Source organism: Pirellulaceae bacterium (assembly GCA_029243025.1).
Taxonomy (GTDB): domain Bacteria; phylum Planctomycetota; class Planctomycetia; order Pirellulales; family Pirellulaceae.
On record JAQWSU010000032.1, the window covers coordinates 23,508 to 48,945 of the forward strand.

Sequence of the window (25,438 nt, forward strand, 5' to 3'; positions counted from 1 at the left end):
CGTACAACAATCCGTGAGCAAACATGTCTGAACTGGAATACCAAACTGTCGCGAAAGTAGCTGCCATCCCTGATGGAACCGGAGAGGCCTACACGATCAAAGGCCGCATCGTTGCCATCTTTAACGAAGGGGGGACCTTTCAGGCTATTGACGACCTTTGCCCACACATGGGTGCTTCATTGGCAGCTGGACATCTCGAGGACGGTGTGGTGAGCTGTCCCTGGCACGCGTGGCGATTCAAAACCTGCGATGGCACCTGGTGCGATAACCCGAAGATCAAGATCGACAGTTTTCCACTACGGATCGTCGGTGATGAAATCCAAGTCGCAATTCCTCCCAAAGAAGATGCGCCCGCCAGCGACGCATCTGGCGATGCCGATACCAAGAACACTCCACTTCCGAATGGCGAGAGTGAAGATTAAAGGCTAAACTTCTCGCCAGGATTCACAACGATCGCCTTCGCCTGAGTCTCCCGCTCGACCCGCTCTGCCCAAGCACTCGCATCCTGTTCAATTAACGGCCAAGTATTGTAGTGAGCCGGTGCAACGCGTTGGGGATTAATCCATTTGACCGCTTCCAATGCATCATCTGGCCCCATCGTAAAGCGATCTCCAATCGGCAACACAGCAAGATCAATTTCCAACGTGGCAAGCTGTCGCATATCACCGAATAAGGCCGTGTCACAGGCAAAATAGATTTTTCCATCAGATAGTGTCAGCACGAAACCTGCCGGCTGCCCACCGTAAGAACCATCTGGCATGCAAGAGCTATGAATCGCATTGGTCATCCTGAGGTGGCCAAACGAGAATTCTGCGCCACCGCCAACGTTCATCTCGGCCGTGTTTTCCACATCGTGCTCCTTCTGGAACCAAATCGCTACTTCATACGGTGCGATCACCTGCGCAGCTGTCCGATTCGCGATTTCAGCAACATCCGAGACGTGATCAAAATGTCCGTGCGACAGCAAGATAAAATCAGGGGATACCTCCGTCGACTTGATCGGGCAGGTCGGTGAGTCATTCAGAAACGGATCCAACAAGATTGAAGTCGCTCCGGTTTCAATTAACCAGCTGCCGTGGCCCAACCAGGTTAGTTTCGTTGCCATTGCTCTCCAATCCCTCTGCAAGATTTGTGTCAAATCGAGATTCGTTGCCGAGGCTCGCACTCAGCCTATGCCGTGTGAGGATAACAAACCCTTCCTGAAATACCATGCCGTTGGTGGCGAACGGCAGCAAGTCTGAAGCGGTTGTGCCAGACTTGGAACCCCTCTGACTTGGACGCAAAGGCCTGTGCCACCTTGTACCTGCCGGTCATTTTGTTACCACATTAGCTTGGGCACCAGCCGGAACGTCGATATTCATTGTCGACCGAGCGGTAGAACATTCTTCGCGGAGACCGAAAATCGATGGATATCCATGAACTTACTCGTTCACTCAAGACACAGAACGACTCGAAAATTGTCATGCTCGTCGCAGACGGTCTAGGCGGCCTTCCCCATTCGCCCGATGGAGCAACGGAACTTGAAGCTGCGAAGACACCCCATCTGGACGCCTTGGCGTCGCAAGGCGTCCAAGGCGCTAGCATTCCGGTCAAGCCGGGGATCAGCCCCGGTAGCGGCCCGGGCCACCTTGGTCTTTTCGGCTACGATCCCTTGAAGTTTCTGATTGGACGGGGGGCGCTCGAAGCGACAGGCATCGGTTTCGAACTCCAGCCAGGCGACGTCGCCATTCGTTGCAACTTTTGCACGCTAGATGCCGATGGCAACATCTCGGATCGGCGCGCTGGTCGAATCCCGACGGAACAGAGCGCTCCACTGGCCATTCGACTTCGCGATGTCAACATTCCGAATATCGAAGTGTTTGTTGAACCCGTCAAAGAACATCGGTTCGTTGTTGTTTTGCGCGGCGAGGGACTTCATGGAGAAGTCAACGACACCGACCCTCAACAGACAGGCGTACCACCACTCGCCCCCAAAGCACGGAATGACGCAAGCCAACGAACCGCCGAAGTTGCAGCGGAATTCGAGCGGCAGGCTCGAGCGATTTTGACTGATCAAAGCCAAGCGAACGGCTTGACGATGCGTGGCTTTGCAGCACGACCCCATTTACCCAGCTACGAAGAACTGTACGGACTCAAAGCTGCAGCAATCGCCGTGTACCCCATGTACAAAGGGTTGGCACGCCTCGTTGGAATGGAAATCGTCGGTGACGCACAAACGCTTGATGAACAAATTGATCTGCTGAAACAACACTGGGATGACTATGACTTCTTCTTTGTGCATTTTAAATACACTGACAGTACGGGGGAGGACGGAAACTTCGATGCCAAAGTGGCAAGGACCGAAGACTTTGACGCGATCATTCCGCGCGTTCGTGCAATGAACCCGGACGTTTTAATCGTCACCGGTGACCACAGCACTCCCAGCTACCTCAAGAGCCATAGCTGGCATCCTGTGCCGACGCTGCTTGCTTCAAATTGCTGCCGCCCTGACGGCAAAAAGGCGTTTAGCGAACGGGAATGCATCACAGGTGGACTGGGGCATTTTGAAGCCAAATATCTTATGAGTCTTGCTTTGGCAAACGCTGGGCGTTTGGGCAAGTACGGCGCCTAACCATTCCCCAGCCAATTGAGCAACCGAGCCTCTCAGGCAGATGTGACCGCTTCGAATTCCAATCACTCGAACTAATACGGCCTCTGCCTGTCTCAATGACGTCGTACTCGTGTTGCTGTCAAGCATCGTTTGTGATCATCGTGATAGGAAATCACAAACAATGAAACAAACCTATTCAGCGAAATTCCTTTGCCAAGCTGATTCGCAGAGCAAATGAATATGATACGGTTGATCAAGGCAAACCTGACTTGATTCACTCGATAGAAACGCAAGCCTCGCTAGAGATCCCATCGCCTGCGAAAACGTAGGGCAACTCAAGAGCCCAAGCCAATCCGATGCCACTCATGCACGGTCCAATCAGCTTCGCCATCCCGTGAGCGGGACAAGCCCCAATCCATGCATCACGCGCGATGATAGATTCGCCAAGCAATTCGAAAGAAGAGATGCTGGCAACGGAGAACAAACAGCGACTGTTGCTTGCCAATCATGACTGACGGGCAAAACCTTCCAGATATCTTCCCAAACAGAAAGCCGCCGCGCCGAACAACATCATCAACAACATCTCGCTCAGACCGTTACGACCCAGACGCCCCAACAACTCAAAGACGACGGATATCGGCAAGATCACGAGGCCAAAGATTTGCAACGATTTGCCAAGAGTTCCCATCTAATCAAATGTAAGTTACGATGACGTCTTTGCCAAGCAGCCGAAAGCTACGTTTCAATTTTGCGTCGAGACATCATTTGCGATCCTCCCAACTATTCTTTCGAGCGTGCCGACTGCGTTGCCCACGATGCGGACAAGGCAAACTCTTTCGTAAGCTGCTCTCAATGAACCCCCGATGTCCCCATTGCGATTACCCATTCGAACGCGAAAGCGGTTTCTATCTGGGCTCCATTTACGTTAACTACGGTTTGACCGCGTTGATCGTGGCCGTTGGCTTCCCTGTCCTGACACTCAGCCGAACATTAACGCCCAACACGGCCCTCGCCGTCGGGATGGTGATCACGGTTCTTTTTCCCCTCTTGTTTTTTCGACACGCTCGCAGTTTCTGGCTCAGTCTTGACGAACGGATTGACCCTTACCAGGCTCCCACTTCTGGAGCTAGCCAAGTTCCTGCTGACAGCCAAGTAGGCGGTCGTTGAAAACGAAGCTTCGAACGCGGGGCGAGCAAAAGGGGTACCCGGCATTGATTATCGGTCAAGCCACCCGACGCGAAATAAATTAAGAGAGCGTCGCAGCCCTAACGCCGGCTGCCATGGGCAGCAAACGAGCTTTCCGGACCAGGAGATAGAAGTAACTGCAAAGCGACGTAAAGATCACGAAGGGCATCGACATCATGAAGAGGATGCTCCAGAAGTAGCCACGAATAATTTGTTCGTGATCGCCACCTTCCGCGATACCTTGCTTGCACGTCGGACATGCCTCACATGCTGCCGTAATAACGAACAGACAAGCGATCGCGATGATGAGTGTCCTGATCTTCATATCAATACTCAGCTTTGCTTGCCAATAATGAAACGTCTGTTGATGTCATCATTATCGACTCGGTTTGCCCCTTTCCCTTAATCTTACCTTCTTCAGCACGCGGTGGGTAGATCTGATAAAGCATCAAATAGACAACAACCCCCGTGATCGACACATAGAGCCAGATGGGAAAGGTCCACCTCGCCAGCTTTCGATGGGCCCGGCGGCGATCCCGAAGGCCGAGCACAATGGTCGCAAGTGCAAGAAACGGCACCAGAGCCGCCAGAATGATGTGCGACGCCAAAATCGTGAGATAGGTAAATCGAATCGCCTGCGGTGGATAATCTGGAAAGCGTTTGCTACCCGCGTAAGCGTGATACAAGAGGTAGCAAATCAAAAACAGCACGGACACACCAAAACAACTGAGCATCGCACGACGGTGAGCCATTTCGCGGCGTTGCCGGATCAGAACATAACCCACTACTAATAGGACCGTCGCAATCCCATTGAGGCTGGCATTCACGTGTGGCAGCAGCTGAATAAATTCGGGCGACATGACGATCCTCTCGATTCCTCTTCCCGGACAAAAACCTAGGTCGTGGGCGTAGCGGAAGGCGACTTTGCCTCCGAGCTTTCTTCGACCGATACATCTTCCTTCACCGGCTCTTCCAATAAATCGTCGATCATTTGATTGAGCTCGAGTTGATCCTCACCCTTCAACACATTGTAGGTCCCCCGCATTTTGCCCTCGCGATCAAAAACGACGACATGGTCGGTGTGTGTCTCTTGGGCGACCATGATGTTGAAGAAGTCATTGCCAATCCGTTTCAGATAATCAACATCGGCGTTTTCGCTCGTCAAGAAATGCCAGTTAGCCGCATCTGCCTTGAAACGGTTGGAATAAGCTGCAAGTGTCACCGGAGTATCATTAACCGGGTCGCAGGTGATACTCACCAACTTCAGGCCTCGATCGGCGTATTTCGCCTGCAACTGCTGTAGTTTGATATTCTGGTTGTAGCAAGTGCTGGGACAGCTGGCGAAGAAAAAACTCCCCGCCCAGACATCGCCCTTAAACTGTTTTGAGTTCACCGTGTTTCCAAGTTGATCGACAAGTTCGAATTCGGTTAGCGGCGGAACTTGATCGTCGGCCAATTCGCTCCCTGGTCCTTCGTCGACCATGATCGCGATATCCTGCGGAGAACGATACTTGCTCCCCACCCAGAGGATCGCCGCTCCTGAAAAGACGAGCAAAACAGCTAACCAAAACATCACAGCTCGACTCATAATAAATCTCCAGAGGTTGGACGTGTCGCCATCCGAGCAGCCCACACGAACATAACAGTCGAAAAAAGTATGGTAACGAGCCAACAAGTCGTCATTGATGGCAGCCAAATGACATCTCCCCAATCCGCAACAGCGGTTGGGAACATTAGCCGTCGCATTCCGGAAACGCCGTAGGTCACAGGATTACATCGCATCACGTAATACAACACAAGTTCGCTAAAACTGGACTCATTGTTTGCCGACGGAACCGGAAAAAATGCCCCGGAGAGCAACCACATGGGCATCAACAGAAGATTCATGATCGCGTGAAAACCCTGTGTCGAATCGAGTCGCCAGGCGATCACAAATCCCAAACAGGTAAGTCCCGTGGCGATCACCGTCATCATGATCAACAGGGCAATCGCGGAGCTCAAACCGAGACTGATACCTAATGTTAGGGACAACAGCAAAAAGATCAAACTCTGGCCAACAGCGAGAATCGTGCCGCCGGCAACTTTGCCAAAGACGAGTGACCAGCGGGGTGTGGGAGCGACTAAGACAGCCTGCAGAAACCCCTCTTTTCGATCTTCAATGATTGAGATCGTGGCAAAAATAGCCGTAAAGAGCAGAATAAGGACCAGCGTGCCTGGCACAAAATACTCGCTAAACTGTTGCCCGGGAACTTGAAAGGTTCGATTCATGCCGACCCCAAAGAGCAACCAAAACAGGATGGGTTGGCCCACAGCGCCGATGACGCGATTGCGTTGTCGCAAGAATCGAATCAGTTCACGCCAAGTTAACATACCCGCAGCACGCCACGGCGTGGGCGATGGAATGGCGATAAGATCTTGCTTGGCTTCGTGCAACATAATTTCAAGGTCGAAGTCTTGCCTGGCGGAACTGCAGCCCGCTCACGCCGGTGACGTCTCCTCCGAGTCCTGCCAAAAACGATGGCCCGTTTGTTTAATAAATACGTCTTCGAGGGTCGGCTTACCCAGCTTGATTGATTGAACATGCTCAGCAAATTCACGCATTACGCGTCCCACTCCATCAACTCCGTCCTCACAGGAAAAACGGACCACCTGATCGATGACTTGCGCATTCCAATCCCACCGTCGATTGATACGCTCAGCCAGATCCTCTGGATTGGAAGATTCAATCGAAATGGATTCACCCCCGACTGCTGATCGGAGTTCCCCGGGCTTGCCTTGCGCTACCATTTTTCCGTGATTGAGAATTGCAATTCGATCTGCTCGATCAGCTTCGTCCAGCAAGTGGGAAGTTAGGACAATCGTCACACCGAATTTATCACGCAGACGGTTGAGATACTGCCACAAGTCACTCCGAACCCCCGGATCGAGTCCCGTACTCGGCTCATCAAGCAACAATAAACGAGGTCGATGGATCAACCCTTTGGCCAAATCAACTCGGCGGCGAAGCCCCCCCGAAAGGCTTTCGGTTTGTTCCGACCGTCGATCCAGTAGACCTAACTGCGTAAGCACCTCTTCGCGACGCTCTTGGAAGCTTTGTCCATGCAAACCATACAGAGCAGCCTGTTGAGCGATATTTTCATCAACGGTGAGCTTTTTATCGAGACTCGGCGATTGAAAGACCACGCCCATCTGCTGTCGCACCGAAATCAGTTCGTCGTCGGCCGATTTCCCAAACACACGAACCCTGCCGGCTTGCGGCCGCAGCAACGTGGAGAGAATCCGGAACAGAGTCGTCTTTCCACCACCGTTCGGCCCCAAAAAGGCGAAGACCTCTCCCGGTTCGACACGGAAAGAGACCCGATCCAGAGCCTTTCGCTGTCCGTAGACATGCGACAGTTCAGCGACTTCAACCGCGGCTGGAATTGCCATCCTCTCACCCATCCAACGAACACCAATTGGCAAGCATACGGAGTAACGCCCCTTGCCTTGTGCGGCAATGAGGCTTGCTGACGGCATCCGTCGACCGATCCGATCGTGGCCGAACGAAACTAGTGCGTCTCGCCATCGTGATGCTCATCTTGCTGGTCATCGCCGTGGTCATCGCCGTGGTCATCATGCGTGACAGGATGGGCCGCGTGCACCATTCGCTCTTCGCTGTAACGTAGCGTTCGCATCCCGACGTCCGGAATTAGCATACAGACGAGAAAAATCGACATGATCATGGCCGGGATCGTCAGCACGTATTTCCAGTTGGCCTCCCATTTCAAATGCATGAAGAACAGGATCACCAACATCGCCTTCGCACAGGAAACGGCCATCATGCCAGCCCAGGCAGCCGCCGGCGACTGATTCTTGATATCTGAATTCCCAATCCAGAAGGATAGGATAGTCAGCACAATCAAGCCCACAAAAACGGCTATGTACGTCTTGTAACCACCGTGATGTTCCTCGTGTTCGTGCTCATGTTCAGCGTTGGCGTGATCGGATTGATTTTCTGACATAAGGTTTTCTCGTTTGTCTGTTGTCTTCATCAAGCGACAATAGTGGCTTAGAAAAGGTAGAGCAGCGGAAACAGGAAGATCCAAACCAAGTCAACAAAGTGCCAATAGAGCCCGGCATTCTCCAAGTAAACCGATCGGGATGCATCCAAATTCATTGGCATCGCAATCGCGAAAATAACCAAGCCAACAAGTACGTGAAGGGCATGAAAACCGGTCATCAAAAAGTAGGTTGCGGCCCACATATTCGCTCCCGGAACCATGAACGGCAAAATCAACCAGGGCTTCCCCAGTTTCTTGCCCGTTGTTTCGTTTTTCGAAAACCGCTCGTTTAAGCCGAGCAGACCATGATCGGATTCTTTGACGTTGAGCAGAAAATCAAACGATTTCACACGGCTGCTCACAAGGTCGAGCTGTTCGGGTAAGACAATCAATTCTGAATTGATCGCCTCCAGACGAGCCGTGTCCGCATCGGTTGCTTTTTCATCCGCCAGCTTTTGCTGTAATGCAGTTTGCTCTTGCTGCAGCTTCGTTCGCTGTTGCTCCAAATCCCGCTTACGAGCCGCCATTTGATCGCGTTCAGTTTTGAGAGGCTCTTGAGCTGGCCCTGCCCCGTGCGATGGATAGACCAAGGCAGCCAGTTGAGCGATCGCCTCTGTGTTTCCGTAAGCAGCTTCTTTCTCCGTCCAGCGTGCCAAGCCCATGCCAAGTTCGGTGACGTGCGCAAGTCGCTCCTCATCCAGCTTTGGCACCTCTTCGCCCGCAGCACGTTTGGCCTGAATTGCAGCCGTGAGCTCATCCTGGGTCGTCTGCAATGATTTATGAACTGCAGCCGCATAATAGACGTCGGGTTTCTCATACATCAAGCTGCGAGGCAACTGTGGATAGATTCCGTGAGCAAATTTGGAGCGGTATTCGTAGGCCTTCACTCCTAGAAAAAGACTGCCCAATAAGAAAGTCAAAATCAAGAAGATTTTGGCTTGTCCTTTGCGACCCGCCTTGGCGCCTTCTAACGCAAGCACGACCGTCACACTCGAACAGATCAACACAAACGTATTGAACGCACCGATGGGCTCACTCAGATGCATCTCCTCGGGAGTCGGCCAGGCCGGAGCACCAAATCGAATCACGATATAGCTACCGATCAGCGCTGCAAAAAACATAATCTCTGTCGAAAGAAATAACCACATACAGAGCTTGCCGTTCGACAGCGGAAGCGCTGGCTGGTATTGCAAATGAATGTGACCATGACCGTCGCCATGTTCTTCTTGATCGTGGTGATCAACGTCTGTCATGATGCTTTAAAACCTTTTGTCGAATCAATTCGTAAGAAGGCGTATGTGTTTATATCAATCCCAGGTTCAGGATGGTTGCCAGAGCCAGTTGAATCGGTAGGTAGACGAGGGACACACGCAACAATCGACGGGCTGTTAGATCATTGCGATGACAGGAAAAGCGTATCGCAAAAACAACCATCGCGCTTCCCAAAAACAGGGAAGCGATCAGATAAGTCGGAGACGTCTGCCAAATTTCAAATGGATAGAGGCTCACCAACAGCATCAACACTGCCCCGACAACCGCATGCAGGCCCGCACTCCGACCGGTTGCGTCAACCACGGGGAGCATCGGCATTTTCGCTTCAGCATATTGCTTTCGGTACAACCAAGCGATCGCCATAAAGTGCGGAAATTGCCAAAGGAAGACGAGAAAAAACAGCGTCCAAGCTCGCGAATCCAGACTCGACCCCGTCGCGGTCCAGCCAATCAGAACAGGCAGTGCCCCAGGAATTGCTCCTACGGCCGTATTTAGCCAAGTCCGTGTCTTCATCGGCGTGTAGACACAGACGTAAAGAAACCAAGTGAGCGCCGCAAAAGCGGTCGGCACGCCGCCGCAGGCGATTGCCAAGTAGGACAATCCTGCGACCCCCGTGAGTAGGCCGAACACGATCACCTGCGTAGAACTTAGACGACCCGACGGCAGCGGTCGATTCGCGGTTCGCGCCATCCGTGCGTCGGATGATCGTTCCATCCACTGGTTCATCGTACTGGCGCTCGCTGCCACCAACCCTGTAGCCACAACCGCATTCAACAGTTGCAGCACACTGACCTGACCCCGCGTGGCCGCTAAACCGGCTATCCCAACGGTGATTAATACCATCAAGAGAATGCGAGGCTTGGTCAATTCGACGTAATCGGCCGCCAAGCCAAGCCACGTACCAGTTCTCTGATCGGTTACGGTCATCACAGATGACGTACTCACGCCACACACTCCAACATCTGCCGCGAACCGGCGGTGACGGCGATTGTTTTCGCCGTAAAACACAGTCGGGAACTCCTGACGGCGACGACCGTCGCCAACGCCAAAATCAACGAACCCATCGCCACGTGGCCCGTCACCGTGACGGCTTGCACCATGCTTTCTGCCTGCACCGTGTACTTGTCAAAAAATGAACCACCAGGGAGCCAACGGGGATAGGCATATTTAACAGACCAAGTGCCGACCCCTAAAAGGATTTGTGCAACGACCATGAAGGCCAGCAGCATCGCCGGCCTAGTCAATAGCCCCGTGGCCTTCAAACGCTCAGACCGCAAGCAGAAAACCAGCTCCGACCCACTGTAAATCAGCAAGCCGACCGCCAGCAACAAATGGGCCGAAACCAACAGCAAGAACGTTGAGGGTGCCCAGTGAGCGGGCATGTGTCGCAGATGGGCGCCTAACACCAATTGTGCATAAGACAAAACAAGAAGCACGAGTGCCAAACGACGAAATCTGTGAATCGCGGTACCGTCTAAGGGCTGAGCATGCCGCCACCATTTGGATGTGATCGATGCGGCCACGACACAGCTCGCGAAAAATGCCGGACCCAAACAACCATGCAATCGTGCGAGCAAGACTTCGTCGAATACGACTCGAGCCCCGCCCAGCAGGCCCTGCGAAATCACCAAGCCCAAACAAACGATCGACCACCACCGAACCCAACGGCGGCTTTCATTTCGCCACACCACGACCGCAAAAACGATCGTCAGCAGCCCAACGGCCGAGGCGAGCAAGCGGTGCCCGTGCTCGATGAACAAATCCCAGGGACCACCCAACCAGGTGCTGAGTGGATAGAGGAAAAGGTTGTAACCGTAAGTGGCAGGCCAATCAGGCACAGCCATCCCCGCATCATAAGTCGTGACGAGCCCACCAACCCAAATCAGCGGAAAGGTTGCGCAAACGAGCATCACAGCAAGGCGGTGAGGCCAGCGGGAGTAACTATCGAATTGACTGGGAGATTTCACGTCTAGGCCGTCGACGGGGGCGGTTGAGTTTGCGGATAGTAATCCTGGTCAGTTTCCGGTGAGCCATACTCGTACGGGCCACGATAAACGACCGGCTGAAAGTCAAAATTTCCATGTCCGGGAGGACTGGGGGCCATCCATTCGAGCGTGTTCGCATGCCACGGATTACGGCCCACAGCCTTGCCAAAGAACATGCTGTAGATGAAGTTCCAGGCGAAAACGACCTGACTGAGAACCATCAGAATTGCACACCAGGTCATGAAGCGATTCATCGACATTAAATGTCGGAAAGTCTCGTAATGGTAGGGATCAGCCAATCGGCGTGGAAAGCCAACGGCTCCCAAAATGTGCATCGTGAAAAAGGTTCCGTTCAGGAAAATGAAGGTCAGAAAAAAGTGCAACTTGCCCAGCGGCTCGTTCATCATGCGACCAAACATCTTGGGATACCAGAAGTAAATCGCACCAAACACCGCCATGGCGGTCCCGCCAAAAAGCACGTAGTGGAAGTGAGCCACAATGAAGTAGGTATCGTGGATAAAGATATCAACCGGCGTGGCAGCCATGAAGATCCCCGACAATCCACCAATGATAAACATCGACACAAACGACAACGCGAACAACATGGGGGTTGTAAACTGCACCTGTCCACCCCAAACAGTACCTAGCCAGTTGAAGACTTTCACAGCACTGGGCAGAGCGATCATCATCGTGGAGACCATGAAGGTCATGCCCAAGATCGGATTCATTCCGGAGATAAACATATGGTGACCCCAGACAATGAAGCCTAGACCGGCAATCGCAGATATGGAGTAAACCATCGGCTTGTAGCCGAAGACTGGCTTTCGAGCAAAACAGGCAATGATGTCGGACACCATGCCCATTGCCGGTAAGATCATGATGTAAACAGCCGGATGGGAGTAGAACCAGAACAGATGCTGCCATAACAGCGGTTGGCCACCACCGGATGCGGCCACTGAGTTGTTCACAACCAGACCTTCTGGCAGAAAGAAACCGGTTCCGATTGTACGATCCGCCAACTGCATAAATCCTGCAGCGGTCAGAACAGGCAAGGCGAACGCCTGCAAAATGGCGGTGATGAACATACTCCAAATCGTCAGAGGCATTCGGAACATGGTCATACCGGGAGCTCTCATCTGGATGATCGTGGTCATGTAATTGACCGACCCCATCATGGATGAGACCCCGACGAATGTGACCCCGAGCAACCACAACGTTTGTGCCGTTCCACTACCCGGTGACGCGGACGTCACATCCGACAACGGCGGATAAGAGGTCCACCCCGAAGAAGCTCCATGCCCGGGCACAAAGAAGCTGGCACCGACACAAATAAAGGCTGGCCACATAAACCAATAACTGAGCATATTGAGTGTGGGAAAGGCCATATCATCGGCCCCGATCATCAGGGGGATCAGGAAGTTACCGAAAGCACCGGCCAGAATCGGAATGATCACAAAAAAGATCATGACGGTTGCGTGCATCGTGAACAGCACCGTGTAGAACTCAGGGCTGATCTGGCCACCCTCGCCGGCAAACAGCATGCTTCCGATGATCGGCATGTCCGACCAGGGATAGGCAAGTTGCCAGCGAATACCGAGAGCCAGCAGGCCTCCGATTAGGAACCAGAGCAGCGTTGAAAAGAGAAACTGCAATCCAATAATCTTATGATCCCGCGAGAAGACATAAGTCCAGATGAACGTGCTGAACGTCATTTCTTGATGATGAGCTTCGTTGCTATTCATGCTCTCTATTCGTCCTCATCGCTCGGAGTAAAAGCGGCCACGGTTTGAGCGGCTTCAGCCTCTTCTAACCAAGCGTCAAATTCTGAACGTGATTGAACGGTCAATCGACCCTTCATTTTGTAATGCCCCCAGCCGCAAAGCTCGGCACAAACAATGTCGAACTCGCCCGTCTTCAGCGGTCGAAACCAGACGAACTGTTTCATTCCGGGCACGAGATCCTGTTTGACCCGCGCGTTCGGCAAGAAAAAGCTGTGCAAGACATCGTCACTCTTGATCGTGATAACCGCTTCTTCACCAACCGGCAAATGCAGTTCGTTCACGGTAAACACATCATCTGGCGTCCCGATGACTCGGTCCTTCCCCGCATATCTCATTCGCCATTCAAATTGCCGCCCCGTGACCTGAACAATGGGTGGCTTCACCACTTCCTCTCCATTTGCCGCAATTTCTGTCGGCCGAATGATCTTTGCATCTGCCCAGGCATTCATTTGATAGATCGCGATAAACAGAAGCACGGCGGCGGGCAGGATCGACCAAACCACTTCAAGCGAATGGCTACCATGTGTGTAGACGACCGGCTCAGTGTTCCTCGTCGCATCATATTTCCACATGAACCAAAACAACATGACCCCCGTCACCACGAAAATAAGCCCTGTAAGGTACATGATCGTGTTGAAGAGATTATCGATGATATATCCGTGATCCGATATATCTTCCGGAAACCAATAGCCATACAAACTGTCGGTCATGATCGCACAGACAAACACGGCAACACCGAGTATCGGTACGAGCAAAAAGACGATGCTCCAAAAACGTCCCACGAGTAATCTCCCGTTCAGCAAATGCTGAGGTTTATCTAACTTCTTTGGTGTTCGTGCGCAACTCCACGCCCGGTCGACTCGCCGGCTCGTAAGGAAGTTGAAGCACGTAGTTCACCAAATCCCAAAGATCATCATTTTTTAAAGCGGCTTTGTTGGATTCAGGCATTCCCGAACCGTCGATCCCATTGTGAATCCTCCAGAAAATATCGACCGGCCGTCGTCCACCACGATAAACACCTTTCCGCAGGTTACGCGGCAAGATGTGACGAGGCTTTAAACCGCCAAGCGCTAGAAATGTCTCCATCTTCTTGGGATACATCTCGTCTTCCGTTTTCTTCCAATCAAAAAATTCTTTGGTCCAATCGTCGTAGTCGTTGGTTTGCCCATCGCCAAGCTGAGCCGGACCATGACACTTCACGCACTGAGCTTCGTTGGAAAAGTACAAGTTACGGCCACGATCAACCGAGGCCGCCAACTCTTTGGCGTCAAACTCGGGGCTGAAGCGATCGAACTTCGCTGGTCGCTCCGGAACAGGTGTCGCCATGGACTCCGCCATATTCCAGCTTTCGACAATCGACGCTAAAACGTCACTTACAAGCAGATCAGAGCTAAAGAACTCCTTCCGCGCTTGCTCGTTCGCCTCAGCATCCTCGGAGTCAACAAAGTCCGGACTGATGATCATCAACTCCCGTTCGACTTGTCCACGTACGGACAAATACTTGACGTAGTCGATCAAGGCGGAAACTTCACCTTCGCTGAGCAAGGCAAAGGACGGCATCGACGTCCCGGCAATACCGTTCATCAACGTCTTTCGGAGATCCGCCTCGGTCGGCTTGATTCCAACGGGCGTACTCGTGAACTTAAACTTTCCCATCGTGAAATCGCGCGGATACGGGTTCAGAAAGGCTGACGTGGGACCGCGGCCGTTGCCTGTAATCCCATGACAGTGAACACAATGCTGGCGATAAAGACCGCGCCCGTTACCATATTCATCACTGTTGACGGGCCCCGCCGCTTGTTTCACACGATTCATCTGCAGTAGTTGGTCGCGTCCTTCTACCGGGATAAAAATCGGTTCATCGGGCGTCCCAAACAGAGCAGCAACCGCATCAACGATGTCTTGTTGCTGTTGATCACTGTACCCGTCATTTTGCTCCTCCTGATACTTCAGAAACAGCAAATTCTCGGAGAACGAAGCGGTTGGTTTGGAACAACCAACAATCGACAAGACTCCGAAGACTGAAAGCGCAACGATCACTCGTGCACCCGATTGCAAACCGTGATTTAACATCGTGTTAGTCATTTGAAACTATTGACTCGATGGGTCCAATTAGAAAAGCGAGGCGTCCAAAACTACGTTCATATCTGCATCCTGCCCAGGTTGCAGGGTGATCGACATCCGCCCTTTCGACCATTTCGTTTTCTCGTTATTGACGGTCGCCTCCGTTACAAACTTTGAGCGTTCCTGCCAAACTTTAAATTCGAGTTTCACACCGGCGGGAAGATTCGGAATTTCGAATGAACCATCCGGCTTGGTGACGGCAAAATAACTGTTGTCGCGAGTGAGCATCCATGCCTTCATCCAGGGATGAATGCTGCAGTTCATCTCGACCGGGGACCGTTCCTGCTTCAGCGGCTGGTAGACCGCATAGCCACCGGAGGGAATGGTCTGGTTGAACGAGGCCACTTTTAGGTTATGACCCACCGGATCACTGTTGAGAGCCCGCAGCTTTTGGGTAGTCTGAATTGCGACCATGCGGGTGAGAAAGACACATTCTTTCTGGTCAAACTTCACTTCGTTCGTTTTTCCGGCTTGGGCATCGTCATGAATCCATGCTTCCGGGACTTTTTCCGCATAGATGACGATATTGGCGATGCCCTTGGTCGACGGATCAAAGACGAAGTCCTGATCGTAAACCGTCTTTCCACCGGGAGCACAGATATTGGTGTCTTTGTCGACATTCACCACCGGCAGTGTCGGCGGTTCGCCTTCCAATTTGAAAGTTCCCCGCAAGGTTGCAAAGCCAGTCGGCGAAACGGCATTCGACGTGTCTGTCGATTCGGCCACTTCCCCTACCTCGAATCCGGCCTGAATATCACTGACCACTTCCATGTTAGGCTGCTTCGCTCGAGGCAAGTCAAGTTGGTTATTACAGCCCACCACCGAGGCAACAACGGCCAGCAACATACAACGCCAAATTCTTTGTGAGTACTTCATCATTAACCTTATCTACAAGCCCTACTTTTTAAACAGGGACGCACCCACCTTGATCACACCCATATCATTTTCACCGTCGTTGACGGTGTAATCGAAACGACCTTTGCTCCATTTGGTCTTCTTGCCATCAATCGTTACCGAAGACACGTAGCCAGAACTCTCTTGCCAGACCTGAAAGGTGTGCTTACCCACGGGCAAATCTTTGATCGAAAACTTACCGTCTTTGTCAGTCACGGCCATGTAGGGACTCTTTTTGATCAAAATACGAGCACTCATCCAAGGATGGATCGAACAACTCACCAAAGCTGGTAGCCGTTCTTCCTTAGGGAACTTTTGCTTGATGCTCTTACTCGCGGGCACAATTGGGTTGATGGGAATGTTCTTCAACACATCCACCTTCGTGTTGTGGCCAATGCTGTCCTTATTTCCAACCACCAATGTCTGCGTCGTGCGGACCAATGCGATGTGCGGTTCGAAACGGCAATTCGAGTTATCCAATACCACCTCATCGTTGGCTGTTGCCGCGTAATCGGGATGGGGTTGTGGCGCTTTCTTTCCCCGCCCCACGTAGAGGAACAACACGATATTTTGTATCCCGCCGTTTTCCGGATTCACCACGAGATCTTCGTTTACCAAATTATGCTTGCCGCAAACGGCCACATCCTTGTTGATCTTTGCGGGCTGAGGCGCAGGTGCCTTACCGTCATAAACAAACTGACCGGTGAGCGTTCCCCATTGAGCGTGCACAGGCACGGCCGCAAAAAGGGAGCCAAGAAGGACGATCGCAAAGGTCAAATGGCGCATTCTCATATCTCCTAGTTAGTTTCCCCCGACGAACCCTCTTTGGATGAGGAAGAGTCGGGCGTACCCGCGGAGTCGTCAGGCAATTGAACGGTGGGAATTTCCATATCAGCCGCATTGGTTGTGGCCGAGGAGTAAGGGGCGGATTGCCTTTTGTTACAACCAGCAAGCCAAAGGCAGGTAGGTAAGCACAGTAAAAGAGTGTAAGTAATTCGAGCTGAGTTTTTCATCGAGCTATTGGCTCCTGTTTTACTTTGGTCGTGCATTCCGTTACTCGCTAGCCGCATCCGATGACGGCAGCACATCAGTGGCAGCCGCATCAGTCGTGGCGGCGCCGGTCGCCGCCGCTTCCGATGCGCCCGATTCCCCCTCACCGGTACCGGTCGGGGCGGGCTTGACTAACTCAGCAATCGGGGCTCTTTCTTTCGAATAGAGCGGGTAATTCATCAACAGGTCAACAACCGCATTGAGCTGTTCAATACTCGTACCGTGAAACAGCTTTTGACTTACACCGCCCAAGTGTGGCAATTCGGAATTGAATTGAATATTAACAGGCATCGGCGTGTAAGGCAGAATCTGAACCGGCTTCGCAATCCAGTGCTGAAGATACTCCGGTCGTAAACGACGGTGCACAACTGACAAGTCGGGAGCTTTTGCCAACAGCGAACCGCCTGGATCGTAATCCGCAACGAGATGACACTTCACACAGTAATCGTTGCTGGTGATCACATTCATCGCCTGATCCAACCTCGTTTGTCCCGGAGGTCGATCAGCTTCAGGCAGCTTTTTAACCATAGCCTCGTACTCGGTGCCTTCCTCGTTCAAACGTACCGTTTGAGTCCAAGGCGTATATTCGTATGGGTAAACAGCGTCATCGCGAGCTGCGAAGTAGCTTACCAATTCGGTGGCATCTTCCGGAGACATGTTGAACTTGGGCATTCGCATAAATGCCGCAGGGCGAATCATCGACGGTTCCAACAAAAACTCGTGCAACCAATCGGATTGAACCTTGTTACCTTCGCCAAGCAGGGGTGGCGGAAGCCAACCGTACGCCTGTTTCGCATCGGCCTGCGGATCGTTTTTCCGCGCGATGTCGACAATGCGAGGGAGCAACCATTTCGTCAGATCGCCACCGTAGGTCGGACTACGCTTAACAATTGAGGACGCCGGGATCTCCAGCGGGTTCAGCCCAACCTGATAGGGTTCGCCATCGAGGAGCGTGGGCAGCCAAAGATCGAAAGAATACAAGAGAGTATTAGGATCGTAATCATAACCCTCTTCGACGGGATCACCTTCCTCATCGTAGATAATCTGCTGTCCGTCACGGTCGATCGTTGGCATGCCGACCAAGTGAGCCTCAAGCAAGGATCGGTACTTATCCGTTTCCTTGGAATCATCGATTTGGTAGCGGTTATAGTTGGGTCGCATGAAGGGGAAAGCATCCTGCGGATTACCTCCTTGCGGTCCAAATTCTCCCTGAGCAAACTCGATTTTCCACTTCTCGGGCTCGATAATGTGACAGCCGATGCAGTTAAACTTTTCCAAAACCTTGCTGCCTTGGATGATCGACTGCCGCTTTTCATCCGGCTGATAAACAAACTCATTCGCCGGCGGTTCGGCAACTAATCCGAGCACGAACGTGATTACAGCCTCTCGTTCTTTGAAATCAAACGGGAACATCGGCATCCGCAATCGATCATTGAACGAATCCTTATTACGAGCTTTGGCATAGTCATAACTGCGAGGCTCTTTCAATTTTTGCCAAATGAAACCAGCACGTTCATGGTCACTAAGACTCTGCTCGTAGAACTCGGCGTCAAATGCCAATTGTCGCTGATGCTCTGCTTCTTCCTGAGGCGTCCGCGACTTCGCTTCGGAGTCATCTTTTTTCGCGACGAATCCGTCAGCCGACTCGCCGTGACCTTCGCCGTGACCTTCGCCGTGATGTCCGGTGTGCAAGTACTCAGCGATGTGCTCAAACGCAAGCTTGGAAGGATCTTTTCGCCCCCAACCTGCCAGAGCCGCACCGATTGGCTTGGCCCCCTCGAAACCTGGAATGTCGTGGCAACCGTAGCATCCGTACTTCGAAATCGTACGGGCACCGATGTAGTTCAACTTTTTCTCCAGCGTTATCTCGCCGCTCAACAACAACTCCGAACCCGTGATATTCTCCTTGACGAACTCTGGGAACGTGTTGTTCTTAATCGTCGCCTCGGCATCCTTAAGATTCATCTTCGCCTGCAGATGCTCCAGCAAGAGCCCGTTGAGATTCTTGAGTCCTTCATCGTCGAGCTGGAGTCGACCCACCACATCCGCAGCCGGCTTCCAGCCGTCTTTGCTATTGAGCAGGAACATCGCGATGTCGCTCGCCGGATCGGTTTTGGTCCCGTCGGGATGCTCAATTACTTCCAAATAGAGATTTGGCATTTTTGTGCGAGGATGGTAGAGGTCCGGATTTCGAAGCCAAGTGTACATCCAACGCTTCGCATCAGGAGTCCCCTTCACGCTGAACTTATCTCCAACATTGGACAAGTTCGGCCCGTGTGTGGCACTGGCGTAGGAAAAGTCGTCATGCTGATGGCAGGCCAAGCACCCGCGGGTTTCGAACAGCATTTTCCCGCGAGCAATTTGCTCGTCAACGGTCGACTTCGTTATCCCTTTGGCAGGTGAAATAAACTCTTGAGGCTGGCTGTCGTCGAGCAAGTACTTGACTAGGCCAAGAATCTCAATGGGCTCATATCGCTTCGAAACGGCTTTTTCCTCTTCGTCCAAATGTCGCCACTGACCAAAGAAGCGTGGCATTGTGGTCGAAGGCCGGAAGTGCTTGGGGTCTTGAATCCAATCGTACAGGAATTCGGCACCCAACTTATCTTTCACATGTCGAAGACTCGGGCCGACTTTTCGCAAATCACCCGGAGTTTCAACATCCTCAAGATTCGCGATCTGATCATGCGCTGTCTTGGTCAGAATCGGGTCTGCTGCGAAAGCATCTTCCTTGAGGAATGTCAGCAATTCGTGCCTCACGTGATTCCGTTCCGGGTGATAGATCAGCTGATTAACCCAGCTCTTTTCTTCCTGATCCAGTTTTTTGAAGGACGGATCGCTTTTCACCTCGGCAGCAGCCGCAAAATAGTTCGGCTCCAAACGCATGTCAGGACCGATCCGCTGGTCAGGTCCCTTGTACCCGTTAATCTCGTGGCAGCCAAAACAGCCATAAGTAAGAATCAAATCGTAACCATGAGTAAGTTTCGGCGCCGGGGGCTCTTCAAACCGATCAGCCAATTGGAGCTCGACCACTTCGTGATGACACTTCAAACAGGAGCTTTCCGCGAAACGTTTCGGATACATTGGGTAGATCCAGTGGTGGTTGTTAAACCAACCATACTCCTGCGTCCAGCGCCGCTGCTGTTCGGCGTTATTCGGCGAGTGCGAGACCCACTTAAACTCGGTGGCACTCCCCTGCCCTTCGTGACAGATTGAACATCCGAACGTCGTCAGCTTGTGAGGACTAAGCGAGCCCACAAAGAGATCCAAACGAGGATGTGAACTGTAGGGATGAGGCAAACCACGGCGTACCGTAAGCTTGGCTGTTTCGCCCCACTTCGCGTTGTCCAGCAGATAACGACGAGCCTGATCAGCAGACAAAACTTTGTCCTGATTGACAAACGCCAAAACATCGCCAACCCTCAGCCCATCCGCCTGCTCAACGAAACCGGAAATATGGCGAGCAAATGCAGCGAGACTGTCTGGCAGAACGCTTCGGACCGTGACCTCGCTGACTGAGACCAGACCTTCATCGGCCAACTCAATACCGTAGACCGATGCCAAGGTCGGCTCAACATCCTCACCGTCGGCAGTTTCCGTCGCCTCCGGAGCCGTTTCTGGCAAAATAATCTCAAAGACAACCTCGTGGCGGTGTGCATACAGGGGATCGACGGCCGATCCGGCCGCCGTCTTGTCCATCGCCTGATGACAAGTCGTACATCGATCGAATCGAGTGACCGAACCAAAGCTACCGTTAGAAATCGTGAGGTCTTTCGTCCACAGGTTGTCAATCTTCAGCGGTGAATTAAAGGCGTCGAGGATCGGTAATTCCAACCACTTCTTCCCCAGGAACGGAGGCTGTACCGTGAAGTAGCTCGCCTGACGCTCATCGAGCGACGATGCAAGTCGCCCGAATTCAGCTTGCTTCTCTTCGATATCATCATGCAACAAGCTGACCTGATGATTCATCTCTTCCAAACTGGACTGCATCAGGTTACGACGTTCCGCAGCATCCTGATATTCCCGCGTCAACAAGTCGCGTTGAGCTTTTTCTTTATTGACTTCTGCCTGCAGCGTTTTCATCCGATCCTTGAGACCATCACGAACCGCAAGGTCGTACTGAGCCCGGCGTTCATCGTAGTCCGCCGACTTGAATTTCCGCCGGCTGAGCAGATTATCTTCGTTAAACTTCGCCTGGCTAACGGCGGTCGCCAGGCCACTCATGAGCTTGGCACGACGATCTCGCAGCGTTTCGCAATCAAACCCAACGCCGTTCATCCTGCCATAGAGCGTGTTTTCGCCGTCTCTGTCACGCAATTCATTCAGGAATTCCACACGACGATCTCGTCGCGTTTCGTCATTGATCCCCGCTTTGTTGATCTCGGCGTAGAGCTTGTGAAACTTCTTGTTGTCGTCCTTAACCGGCTTATCGTCGCCCCCCGCTGTGGTGAGCTTGGTGTAGAGGTCGTTGAGCCGTTTAATTTCGGCATCATCCTTCACCTTGGATAGAAATTGGTCGAATGTCTTTTTACTGGGCGCTAACATCTCTTCGAGCAGCAATTGCTCCAGCAATTCGTCTCGATTCTGTGCATTGGCACGAGTTTGTTCCTCGGCCATGCGCCATCCGGTCATCCGAACGTCGACGCTACGCATCTTACGTTGATAATCTTTCCATTCGCGCGAATGATCCGCGGCGAACATCCAGATCGTCGAGATTAGCATTACCAAACCGGTACAACCAAACACGACGTGCAACATCTTTTGGTCACGCCAGGTTTTTTCGGTTGCGGGCATATTTCGAACTCCAATCGACCACGCGAAGTTGGCAACATCGCCAAACTACAAGTTGAGAAAATACTCGGGGATACTAATGATGTACTTGAGGTTCAACGTCCACCTCAGCACCATCTTCAAGGGTAGCAAGGCCATGAAGAGCAGCAGGTTGGACATCACCATATAGCGAACAAAACCCATCTTCACAAAAAAGCTGCGGAACAGGGTTACAGCTAACATGGGTGGAATCACAATAAAATAGGCAAGTGTCAACAAGATTCCTGGGGACTCTCGATAAACGATAAAGGCGATTTGCGTGAGCATGGTAGCTCCCTCCGGCGCTTTCGGTAGCGCCCGCCCGAGTCCTTTTATCCAAAAGTACTGAGACAAATCGATGCTGTTCAACGCTTCCACCTTATGTGCATCCCAGAACTCATAGGGACCGAAAAAGTTCCAGTTCGGCCCCCGTAAAAAGGTGCCCAAAATGATCAGCGTGACCCACAACTCCAAGAAACCTAACTGGAAAATAATGTAGGCAAAGCGACGCTGCTTAATGGTGTAGTAGCCGTTACCTTCTTGATTGAAGTCAAGAAATGGAATTGCCATCAATCCGACGACAACGAGGGAAGGCAAAACAACGCCCGCCATCCAAGGGTCAAAATAAACCAACATTTCCTGAAGACCAAGAAAGTACCAGGGTGCCTTCGACGGATTCGGGGTTTTCACACTACTAGCTGGCTCTTCCAAAGGAGCCGTCAGACCGATCGCCCACAAGATGAGGATCGCAGTCAACGCGATCATGCAAATCATTTCGGTGTAGACCAAATCGGGCCATACCAAAACTTTTTCCTTCTCAAGTGCCTCTAGCGGCTCTAACCCTTGCTCCATCCGGTCGTCGTTTTGGACCGACCGATGGGTTGCCAACCAGGTGAAGAAACCAAGCAAAAAGACCATCGCAACAATCGGCACGTTGTCCGGTTTCGTTACGATCGCTGCAAATTCGGGATCAACGATCGACATCCCCATAAACAAGAGCGAAAAGTTCAAACCAACCCAGGCAACGACAGGATTGACAAAGAACCGACGGCCCACATACAGCACAACCAACACGAGAGTCGTGCCCAGCGTGTAGGCCACTGCGTTAGCTAACCAAGTATCGACAAAGTCCTTGAATACCGTCGGCATCCCGATCCATTTCATCATCGCGGGACTACCGTTGATACCTGCATAGGCAAAGGGCGACATCACCAAAAAGAGCATCGCCAGTGCGAGCCACCAACCCGCCAAACGAGTTTTCTTCAACGACTGCCAGCAGTAATACGCTGCAATACCATTCATCAATGATAGAAGAAGAAAATAGGTGCCCAGGAATCCTGAAACGCCTTCAAGGAATTGGTCTTCGTTTCCGTGCATCTCAAACCGTTTCTTGTTACCAAATCATGGTAATTGCATTCAAAAGGATCAGCCCACTGCCAGATCCACTTACAGCGGCCCGCTGATACCGCCATCCTTACGAACGCGCCAAAAGTGAATTGCCAACAACAGAGCCGCCGCCAATGGAATCGCGATGCAATGCAGGATATAGAAACGATTCAAAGTTTCTTCTCCTACAAATCTTGCACCAAGCAACCCATACCGCGCATCGGAACCCATTGTGATCATGTCGATCCCCCCGACATTTAATAACTGAGCCCCTGGTCCCTCAGACCCAAGGAAAGGTGTTGCCCGAGCCATGTTCGACCCGACCGTAATCGCCCAGATCGCCAATTGATCCCAGGGCAAAAGATACCCCGTAAATGACAGCAAAAGCGTTAGCAACAACAGGACCACGCCGATCACCCAATTAAATTCACGAGGTGGTTTGTAACTACCCGTCAAAAACACACGATACATGTGCAGCCAGACGGCGATCACCATGGCGTGAGCACCCCAACGATGGATTTCGCGCAATATCCCTAGCGAGGTGACGTCACGGAGGGCAAGAATATCGCTGTACGCCCACTCGAGCGTGGGTCGGTAGTAGAACATCAACAACACGCCAGTGACGGTTTCAACCAAAAACAAGAAAAAGGTAACACCGCCCATACACCAGGTGTAACTGAGTGCGATACCCTGCTTTTTCATCGAGACTGGGTGCAAATGCAAAAAGAAGTTCGTCAGCATCACAACGATACGATTCCGACGATCGACCGGCATTGGGTGCCGAAAAACACTCTTCCAAATCTGAGAATTACGAATTACTTCACCGAGTGAAGGCATGATAAAGCTTTGCTAATGAATTGGGAGGAAGGTTCCAAATAAACACAAAAGAGACCAGCCGCATCAAAGACCCTAAACAGGAACAAACGAAGCCCCGTCTTTCCACTGACCCATCTCTTCCTGAAACGTCTTACTCTTGTCAACTTCCAACTGCCCGTCGTCAGACAAACTGATCGCATAGCGCTCAAGCGGGCGAGGCGCAGGCCCCTCGAAGTTAACACCGTCTTTGTAAAAACCGCTGCCGTGACAGGGACACTTAAATTTCTGTTCCGCTTCGAGCCAATTCGGCGTGCAACCAAGGTGCGTGCAAACAGTTTTCAAAGCAACGATCTGTTGTTCCCCCTGATACGCCGCATTAACGAGCCAGACACCAAACTGAGCCTTGAACTTCGCGTCAACGGTCCCGGGGGCAAAATCCATCGGAAAACCGACCTTAAACTTACTCGGTGGCTCGATCAGGATATTTGGAAACATAAAGCGAGCTAAGCCGAGAACCCACAGCAAGTTTGTCAGCGTCAGCGTCGTGAATCCGACTGCTAAAAACGAGCCGATAAAGATCTTCACAAACCCCCGACGCCCTTCGTCGGAACTCGCTGCAACCTTCGGCCTCGCGTAATCCGGCTTAGCCGGCATCGCGGGAGCCGATACGGCCGACTTTCCCTTGGGCTTGATCCCTTTCGCGGCCGCTTCCGCTTTCGACATCGGGCCCGGCTTCGAAGTTTTTCGAGCAGCGGCCAAAATACTGGAAGTGTCCATCGGACCAACCGGCGGCTTAGCTGCAGCCTTTGATGACTTGGCAGGCGCCTTGGCTGCCTTCGGTGCAGCCTTCGCTTTCGCTGCTGGCTTCGGTTTGGCTGCAGCCGCACCCTCGCCGCGAGCCGCCGCAAGGATGTCAGTGACGCTCATCTCCCCAGGCTTACCTGCGGGCTTCGAGGTCGGCTTTTGCTCAGCCTCAGCAGCCGGCTCGGCTGCCGCATCCGATCCACCTCCCTCGCCTGCATCACTTCGCGCCGCAGCCAAAATATCAGCGACGCTCATCTCTCCCGACTTCTCAGCCGGCGGCTTTGCAGCGGGTTTCGACGGTTCTGCAGCAGGCTCCGCAGCAGGCTCCGCAGGAGCTCCAGCATCAGATGCCTCGGCTCCTCCACCACCCTCCTGCCGACACGCTTTCAGAATATCCTCAACGGACATTTTTTTATTGTCTGCCATCTCTCAACCTGCATAGAGGTCAAAAATAACTGGAAATATCACTGCGGCGAACAGCCAACTCTGAGGGTACTACCGAGAACGCACAAAGAAGTGCAAGTTCTTTAAGATTAACACTTTACCGCCCGAAAGCCCTCTACTGCCCACGTCCTTGTGACATTTTTCACAAACTCAACCCAAGTTGTAGCCAAAGGACCTTTTTTGTCAACCCAGGCCGCTCGGCAATGTTAGCTTCTTTGGAAACGAGAAGGGGAGCCCGAAGCCTCCCCCCCCGACCCGAAG

22 protein-coding genes are annotated in these 25,438 nt (G+C 52.3%); 3 read left to right on the plus strand and 19 right to left on the minus strand.

The genetic code is table 11. From position 1 onward, the window contains the following. The first annotated feature begins 23 nt into the window (after positions 1-23). Complete coding sequence (locus tag P8N76_14590) at positions 24-422, plus strand: Rieske (2Fe-2S) protein (GenBank protein MDG2382894.1); 399 nt, start codon at positions 24-26, stop codon at positions 420-422. On the opposite strand, the gene P8N76_14595 is transcribed toward P8N76_14590, so the two are convergent. Further along, positions 419-1,105, minus strand: coding sequence for a metal-dependent hydrolase (locus P8N76_14595; protein MDG2382895.1), 687 nt, complete (start codon positions 1,103-1,105; stop codon positions 419-421). The genes P8N76_14590 and P8N76_14595 overlap by 4 nt on opposite strands. Positions 1,106-1,405: 300 nt before the next feature. Here P8N76_14595 and P8N76_14600 point away from each other — a divergent pair, with 300 nt between their 5' ends. Further along, entirely contained in the window at positions 1,406-2,611 is a 1,206-nt protein-coding gene (locus P8N76_14600) for a 2,3-bisphosphoglycerate-independent phosphoglycerate mutase (protein ID MDG2382896.1), read from the plus strand. 687 nt (positions 2,612-3,298) lie between these two features. Continuing rightward, the gene (locus tag P8N76_14605; GenBank protein MDG2382897.1) at positions 3,299-3,757 is read left to right on the plus strand and encodes a DUF983 domain-containing protein; all 459 of its coding nucleotides are present in this window, start codon (positions 3,299-3,301) and stop codon (positions 3,755-3,757) included. A 79-nt stretch (positions 3,758-3,836) separates the two neighbouring features. Here the strand turns inward: P8N76_14605 and P8N76_14610 are convergent, their stop codons facing one another. The 18 genes from P8N76_14610 to P8N76_14695 all read right to left on the minus strand — a co-directional run bounded on the left by P8N76_14610 (position 3,837) and on the right by P8N76_14695 (position 25,159). Further along, a complete protein-coding gene (locus P8N76_14610) occupies positions 3,837-4,100 on the minus strand; it encodes a hypothetical protein (protein ID MDG2382898.1) in 264 nt (87 codons plus the stop codon). 1 nt (position 4,101) lies between these two features. Continuing rightward, positions 4,102-4,635 (minus strand): DUF420 domain-containing protein, encoded by a 534-nt coding sequence (locus P8N76_14615; GenBank protein ID MDG2382899.1) that lies wholly within the window; start codon positions 4,633-4,635, stop codon positions 4,102-4,104. A 35-nt stretch (positions 4,636-4,670) separates the two neighbouring features. After that, complete coding sequence (locus P8N76_14620; protein MDG2382900.1) at positions 4,671-5,363, minus strand: SCO family protein; 693 nt, start codon at positions 5,361-5,363, stop codon at positions 4,671-4,673. Further along, positions 5,360-6,211 (minus strand): ABC transporter permease, encoded by an 852-nt coding sequence (locus tag P8N76_14625; GenBank protein ID MDG2382901.1) that lies wholly within the window; start codon positions 6,209-6,211, stop codon positions 5,360-5,362. Before P8N76_14625 ends, P8N76_14620 begins: the two co-directional genes overlap by 4 nt. Before the next feature lie 42 nt (positions 6,212-6,253). Continuing rightward, positions 6,254-7,291 (minus strand): ABC transporter ATP-binding protein, encoded by a 1,038-nt coding sequence (locus tag P8N76_14630; protein ID MDG2382902.1) that lies wholly within the window; start codon positions 7,289-7,291, stop codon positions 6,254-6,256. A gap of 32 nt (positions 7,292-7,323) precedes the next feature. Beyond that, positions 7,324-7,776, minus strand: a complete 453-nt coding sequence (locus tag P8N76_14635) for a cytochrome C oxidase subunit IV family protein (protein ID MDG2382903.1) — start codon at positions 7,774-7,776, stop codon at positions 7,324-7,326. 47 nt (positions 7,777-7,823) lie between these two features. Beyond that, positions 7,824-9,068: a cytochrome c oxidase subunit 3 gene (locus tag P8N76_14640; GenBank protein MDG2382904.1), complete on the minus strand. Its 1,245-nt coding sequence runs from the start codon at positions 9,066-9,068 to the stop codon at positions 7,824-7,826. Positions 9,069-9,117: 49 nt separating this feature from the next. Further along, on the minus strand, positions 9,118-10,032 hold the full coding sequence (cyoE, locus tag P8N76_14645; GenBank protein ID MDG2382905.1) for a heme o synthase: 915 nt from the start codon (positions 10,030-10,032) through the stop codon (positions 9,118-9,120). Next, positions 10,029-11,054, minus strand: coding sequence for a COX15/CtaA family protein (locus P8N76_14650; GenBank protein ID MDG2382906.1), 1,026 nt, complete (start codon positions 11,052-11,054; stop codon positions 10,029-10,031). The genes cyoE and P8N76_14650 overlap by 4 nt, the downstream gene beginning before the upstream one ends. Before the next feature lie 2 nt (positions 11,055-11,056). After that, on the minus strand, positions 11,057-12,814 hold the full coding sequence (locus tag P8N76_14655; protein ID MDG2382907.1) for a cbb3-type cytochrome c oxidase subunit I: 1,758 nt from the start codon (positions 12,812-12,814) through the stop codon (positions 11,057-11,059). Positions 12,815-12,819: 5 nt separating this feature from the next. Further along, on the minus strand, positions 12,820-13,635 hold the full coding sequence (coxB, locus tag P8N76_14660) for a cytochrome c oxidase subunit II (GenBank protein MDG2382908.1): 816 nt from the start codon (positions 13,633-13,635) through the stop codon (positions 12,820-12,822). Between the two features lie 31 nt (positions 13,636-13,666). Beyond that, complete coding sequence (locus tag P8N76_14665) at positions 13,667-14,938, minus strand: c-type cytochrome (GenBank protein MDG2382909.1); 1,272 nt, start codon at positions 14,936-14,938, stop codon at positions 13,667-13,669. A gap of 27 nt (positions 14,939-14,965) precedes the next feature. Beyond that, entirely contained in the window at positions 14,966-15,856 is an 891-nt protein-coding gene (locus tag P8N76_14670; protein MDG2382910.1) for a hypothetical protein, read from the minus strand. Positions 15,857-15,874: 18 nt separating this feature from the next. Continuing rightward, on the minus strand, positions 15,875-16,657 hold the full coding sequence (locus P8N76_14675) for a hypothetical protein (protein MDG2382911.1): 783 nt from the start codon (positions 16,655-16,657) through the stop codon (positions 15,875-15,877). 267 nt (positions 16,658-16,924) lie between these two features. Further along, the gene (locus P8N76_14680; GenBank protein ID MDG2382912.1) at positions 16,925-21,712 is read right to left on the minus strand and encodes a hypothetical protein; all 4,788 of its coding nucleotides are present in this window, start codon (positions 21,710-21,712) and stop codon (positions 16,925-16,927) included. A 45-nt stretch (positions 21,713-21,757) separates the two neighbouring features. Next, positions 21,758-23,104, minus strand: a complete 1,347-nt coding sequence (locus P8N76_14685) for a hypothetical protein (protein ID MDG2382913.1) — start codon at positions 23,102-23,104, stop codon at positions 21,758-21,760. Between the two features lie 69 nt (positions 23,105-23,173). Then, positions 23,174-23,950: a cytochrome b N-terminal domain-containing protein gene (locus P8N76_14690; protein ID MDG2382914.1), complete on the minus strand. Its 777-nt coding sequence runs from the start codon at positions 23,948-23,950 to the stop codon at positions 23,174-23,176. 72 nt (positions 23,951-24,022) lie between these two features. After that, positions 24,023-25,159 carry a ubiquinol-cytochrome c reductase iron-sulfur subunit gene (locus tag P8N76_14695; protein MDG2382915.1) on the minus strand — a complete coding sequence of 379 codons (1,137 nt, stop codon included), beginning with the start codon at positions 25,157-25,159 and terminating at the stop codon, positions 24,023-24,025. Between the last annotated feature and the right edge of the window lie 279 nt (positions 25,160-25,438).

Bases quoted from the DNA above. Each gene is read 5' to 3' on its own strand.
- P8N76_14590 (MDG2382894.1), top strand. From the start codon at position 24: ATGTCTGAACTGGAATACCAAACTGTCGCGAAAGTAGCTGCCATCCCT.
- P8N76_14595 (MDG2382895.1), bottom strand. From the start codon at position 1,105: ATGGCAACGAAACTAACCTGGTTGGGCCACGGCAGCTGGTTAATTGAA.
- P8N76_14600 (MDG2382896.1), top strand. From the start codon at position 1,406: ATGGATATCCATGAACTTACTCGTTCACTCAAGACACAGAACGACTCG.
- P8N76_14605 (MDG2382897.1), top strand. From the start codon at position 3,299: ATGACGTCTTTGCCAAGCAGCCGAAAGCTACGTTTCAATTTTGCGTCG.
- P8N76_14610 (MDG2382898.1), bottom strand. From the start codon at position 4,100: ATGAAGATCAGGACACTCATCATCGCGATCGCTTGTCTGTTCGTTATT.
- P8N76_14615 (MDG2382899.1), bottom strand. From the start codon at position 4,635: ATGTCGCCCGAATTTATTCAGCTGCTGCCACACGTGAATGCCAGCCTC.
- P8N76_14620 (MDG2382900.1), bottom strand. From the start codon at position 5,363: ATGAGTCGAGCTGTGATGTTTTGGTTAGCTGTTTTGCTCGTCTTTTCA.
- P8N76_14625 (MDG2382901.1), bottom strand. From the start codon at position 6,211: ATGTTGCACGAAGCCAAGCAAGATCTTATCGCCATTCCATCGCCCACG.
- P8N76_14630 (MDG2382902.1), bottom strand. From the start codon at position 7,291: ATGCCGTCAGCAAGCCTCATTGCCGCACAAGGCAAGGGGCGTTACTCC.
- P8N76_14635 (MDG2382903.1), bottom strand. From the start codon at position 7,776: ATGTCAGAAAATCAATCCGATCACGCCAACGCTGAACATGAGCACGAA.
- P8N76_14640 (MDG2382904.1), bottom strand. From the start codon at position 9,068: ATGACAGACGTTGATCACCACGATCAAGAAGAACATGGCGACGGTCAT.
- P8N76_14655 (MDG2382907.1), bottom strand. From the start codon at position 12,814: ATGAATAGCAACGAAGCTCATCATCAAGAAATGACGTTCAGCACGTTC.
- P8N76_14665 (MDG2382909.1), bottom strand. From the start codon at position 14,938: ATGACTAACACGATGTTAAATCACGGTTTGCAATCGGGTGCACGAGTG.
- P8N76_14670 (MDG2382910.1), bottom strand. From the start codon at position 15,856: ATGATGAAGTACTCACAAAGAATTTGGCGTTGTATGTTGCTGGCCGTT.
- P8N76_14675 (MDG2382911.1), bottom strand. From the start codon at position 16,657: ATGCGCCATTTGACCTTTGCGATCGTCCTTCTTGGCTCCCTTTTTGCG.
- P8N76_14680 (MDG2382912.1), bottom strand. From the start codon at position 21,712: ATGCCCGCAACCGAAAAAACCTGGCGTGACCAAAAGATGTTGCACGTC.
- P8N76_14685 (MDG2382913.1), bottom strand. From the start codon at position 23,104: ATGCACGGAAACGAAGACCAATTCCTTGAAGGCGTTTCAGGATTCCTG.
- P8N76_14690 (MDG2382914.1), bottom strand. From the start codon at position 23,950: ATGCCTTCACTCGGTGAAGTAATTCGTAATTCTCAGATTTGGAAGAGT.
- P8N76_14695 (MDG2382915.1), bottom strand. From the start codon at position 25,159: ATGGCAGACAATAAAAAAATGTCCGTTGAGGATATTCTGAAAGCGTGT.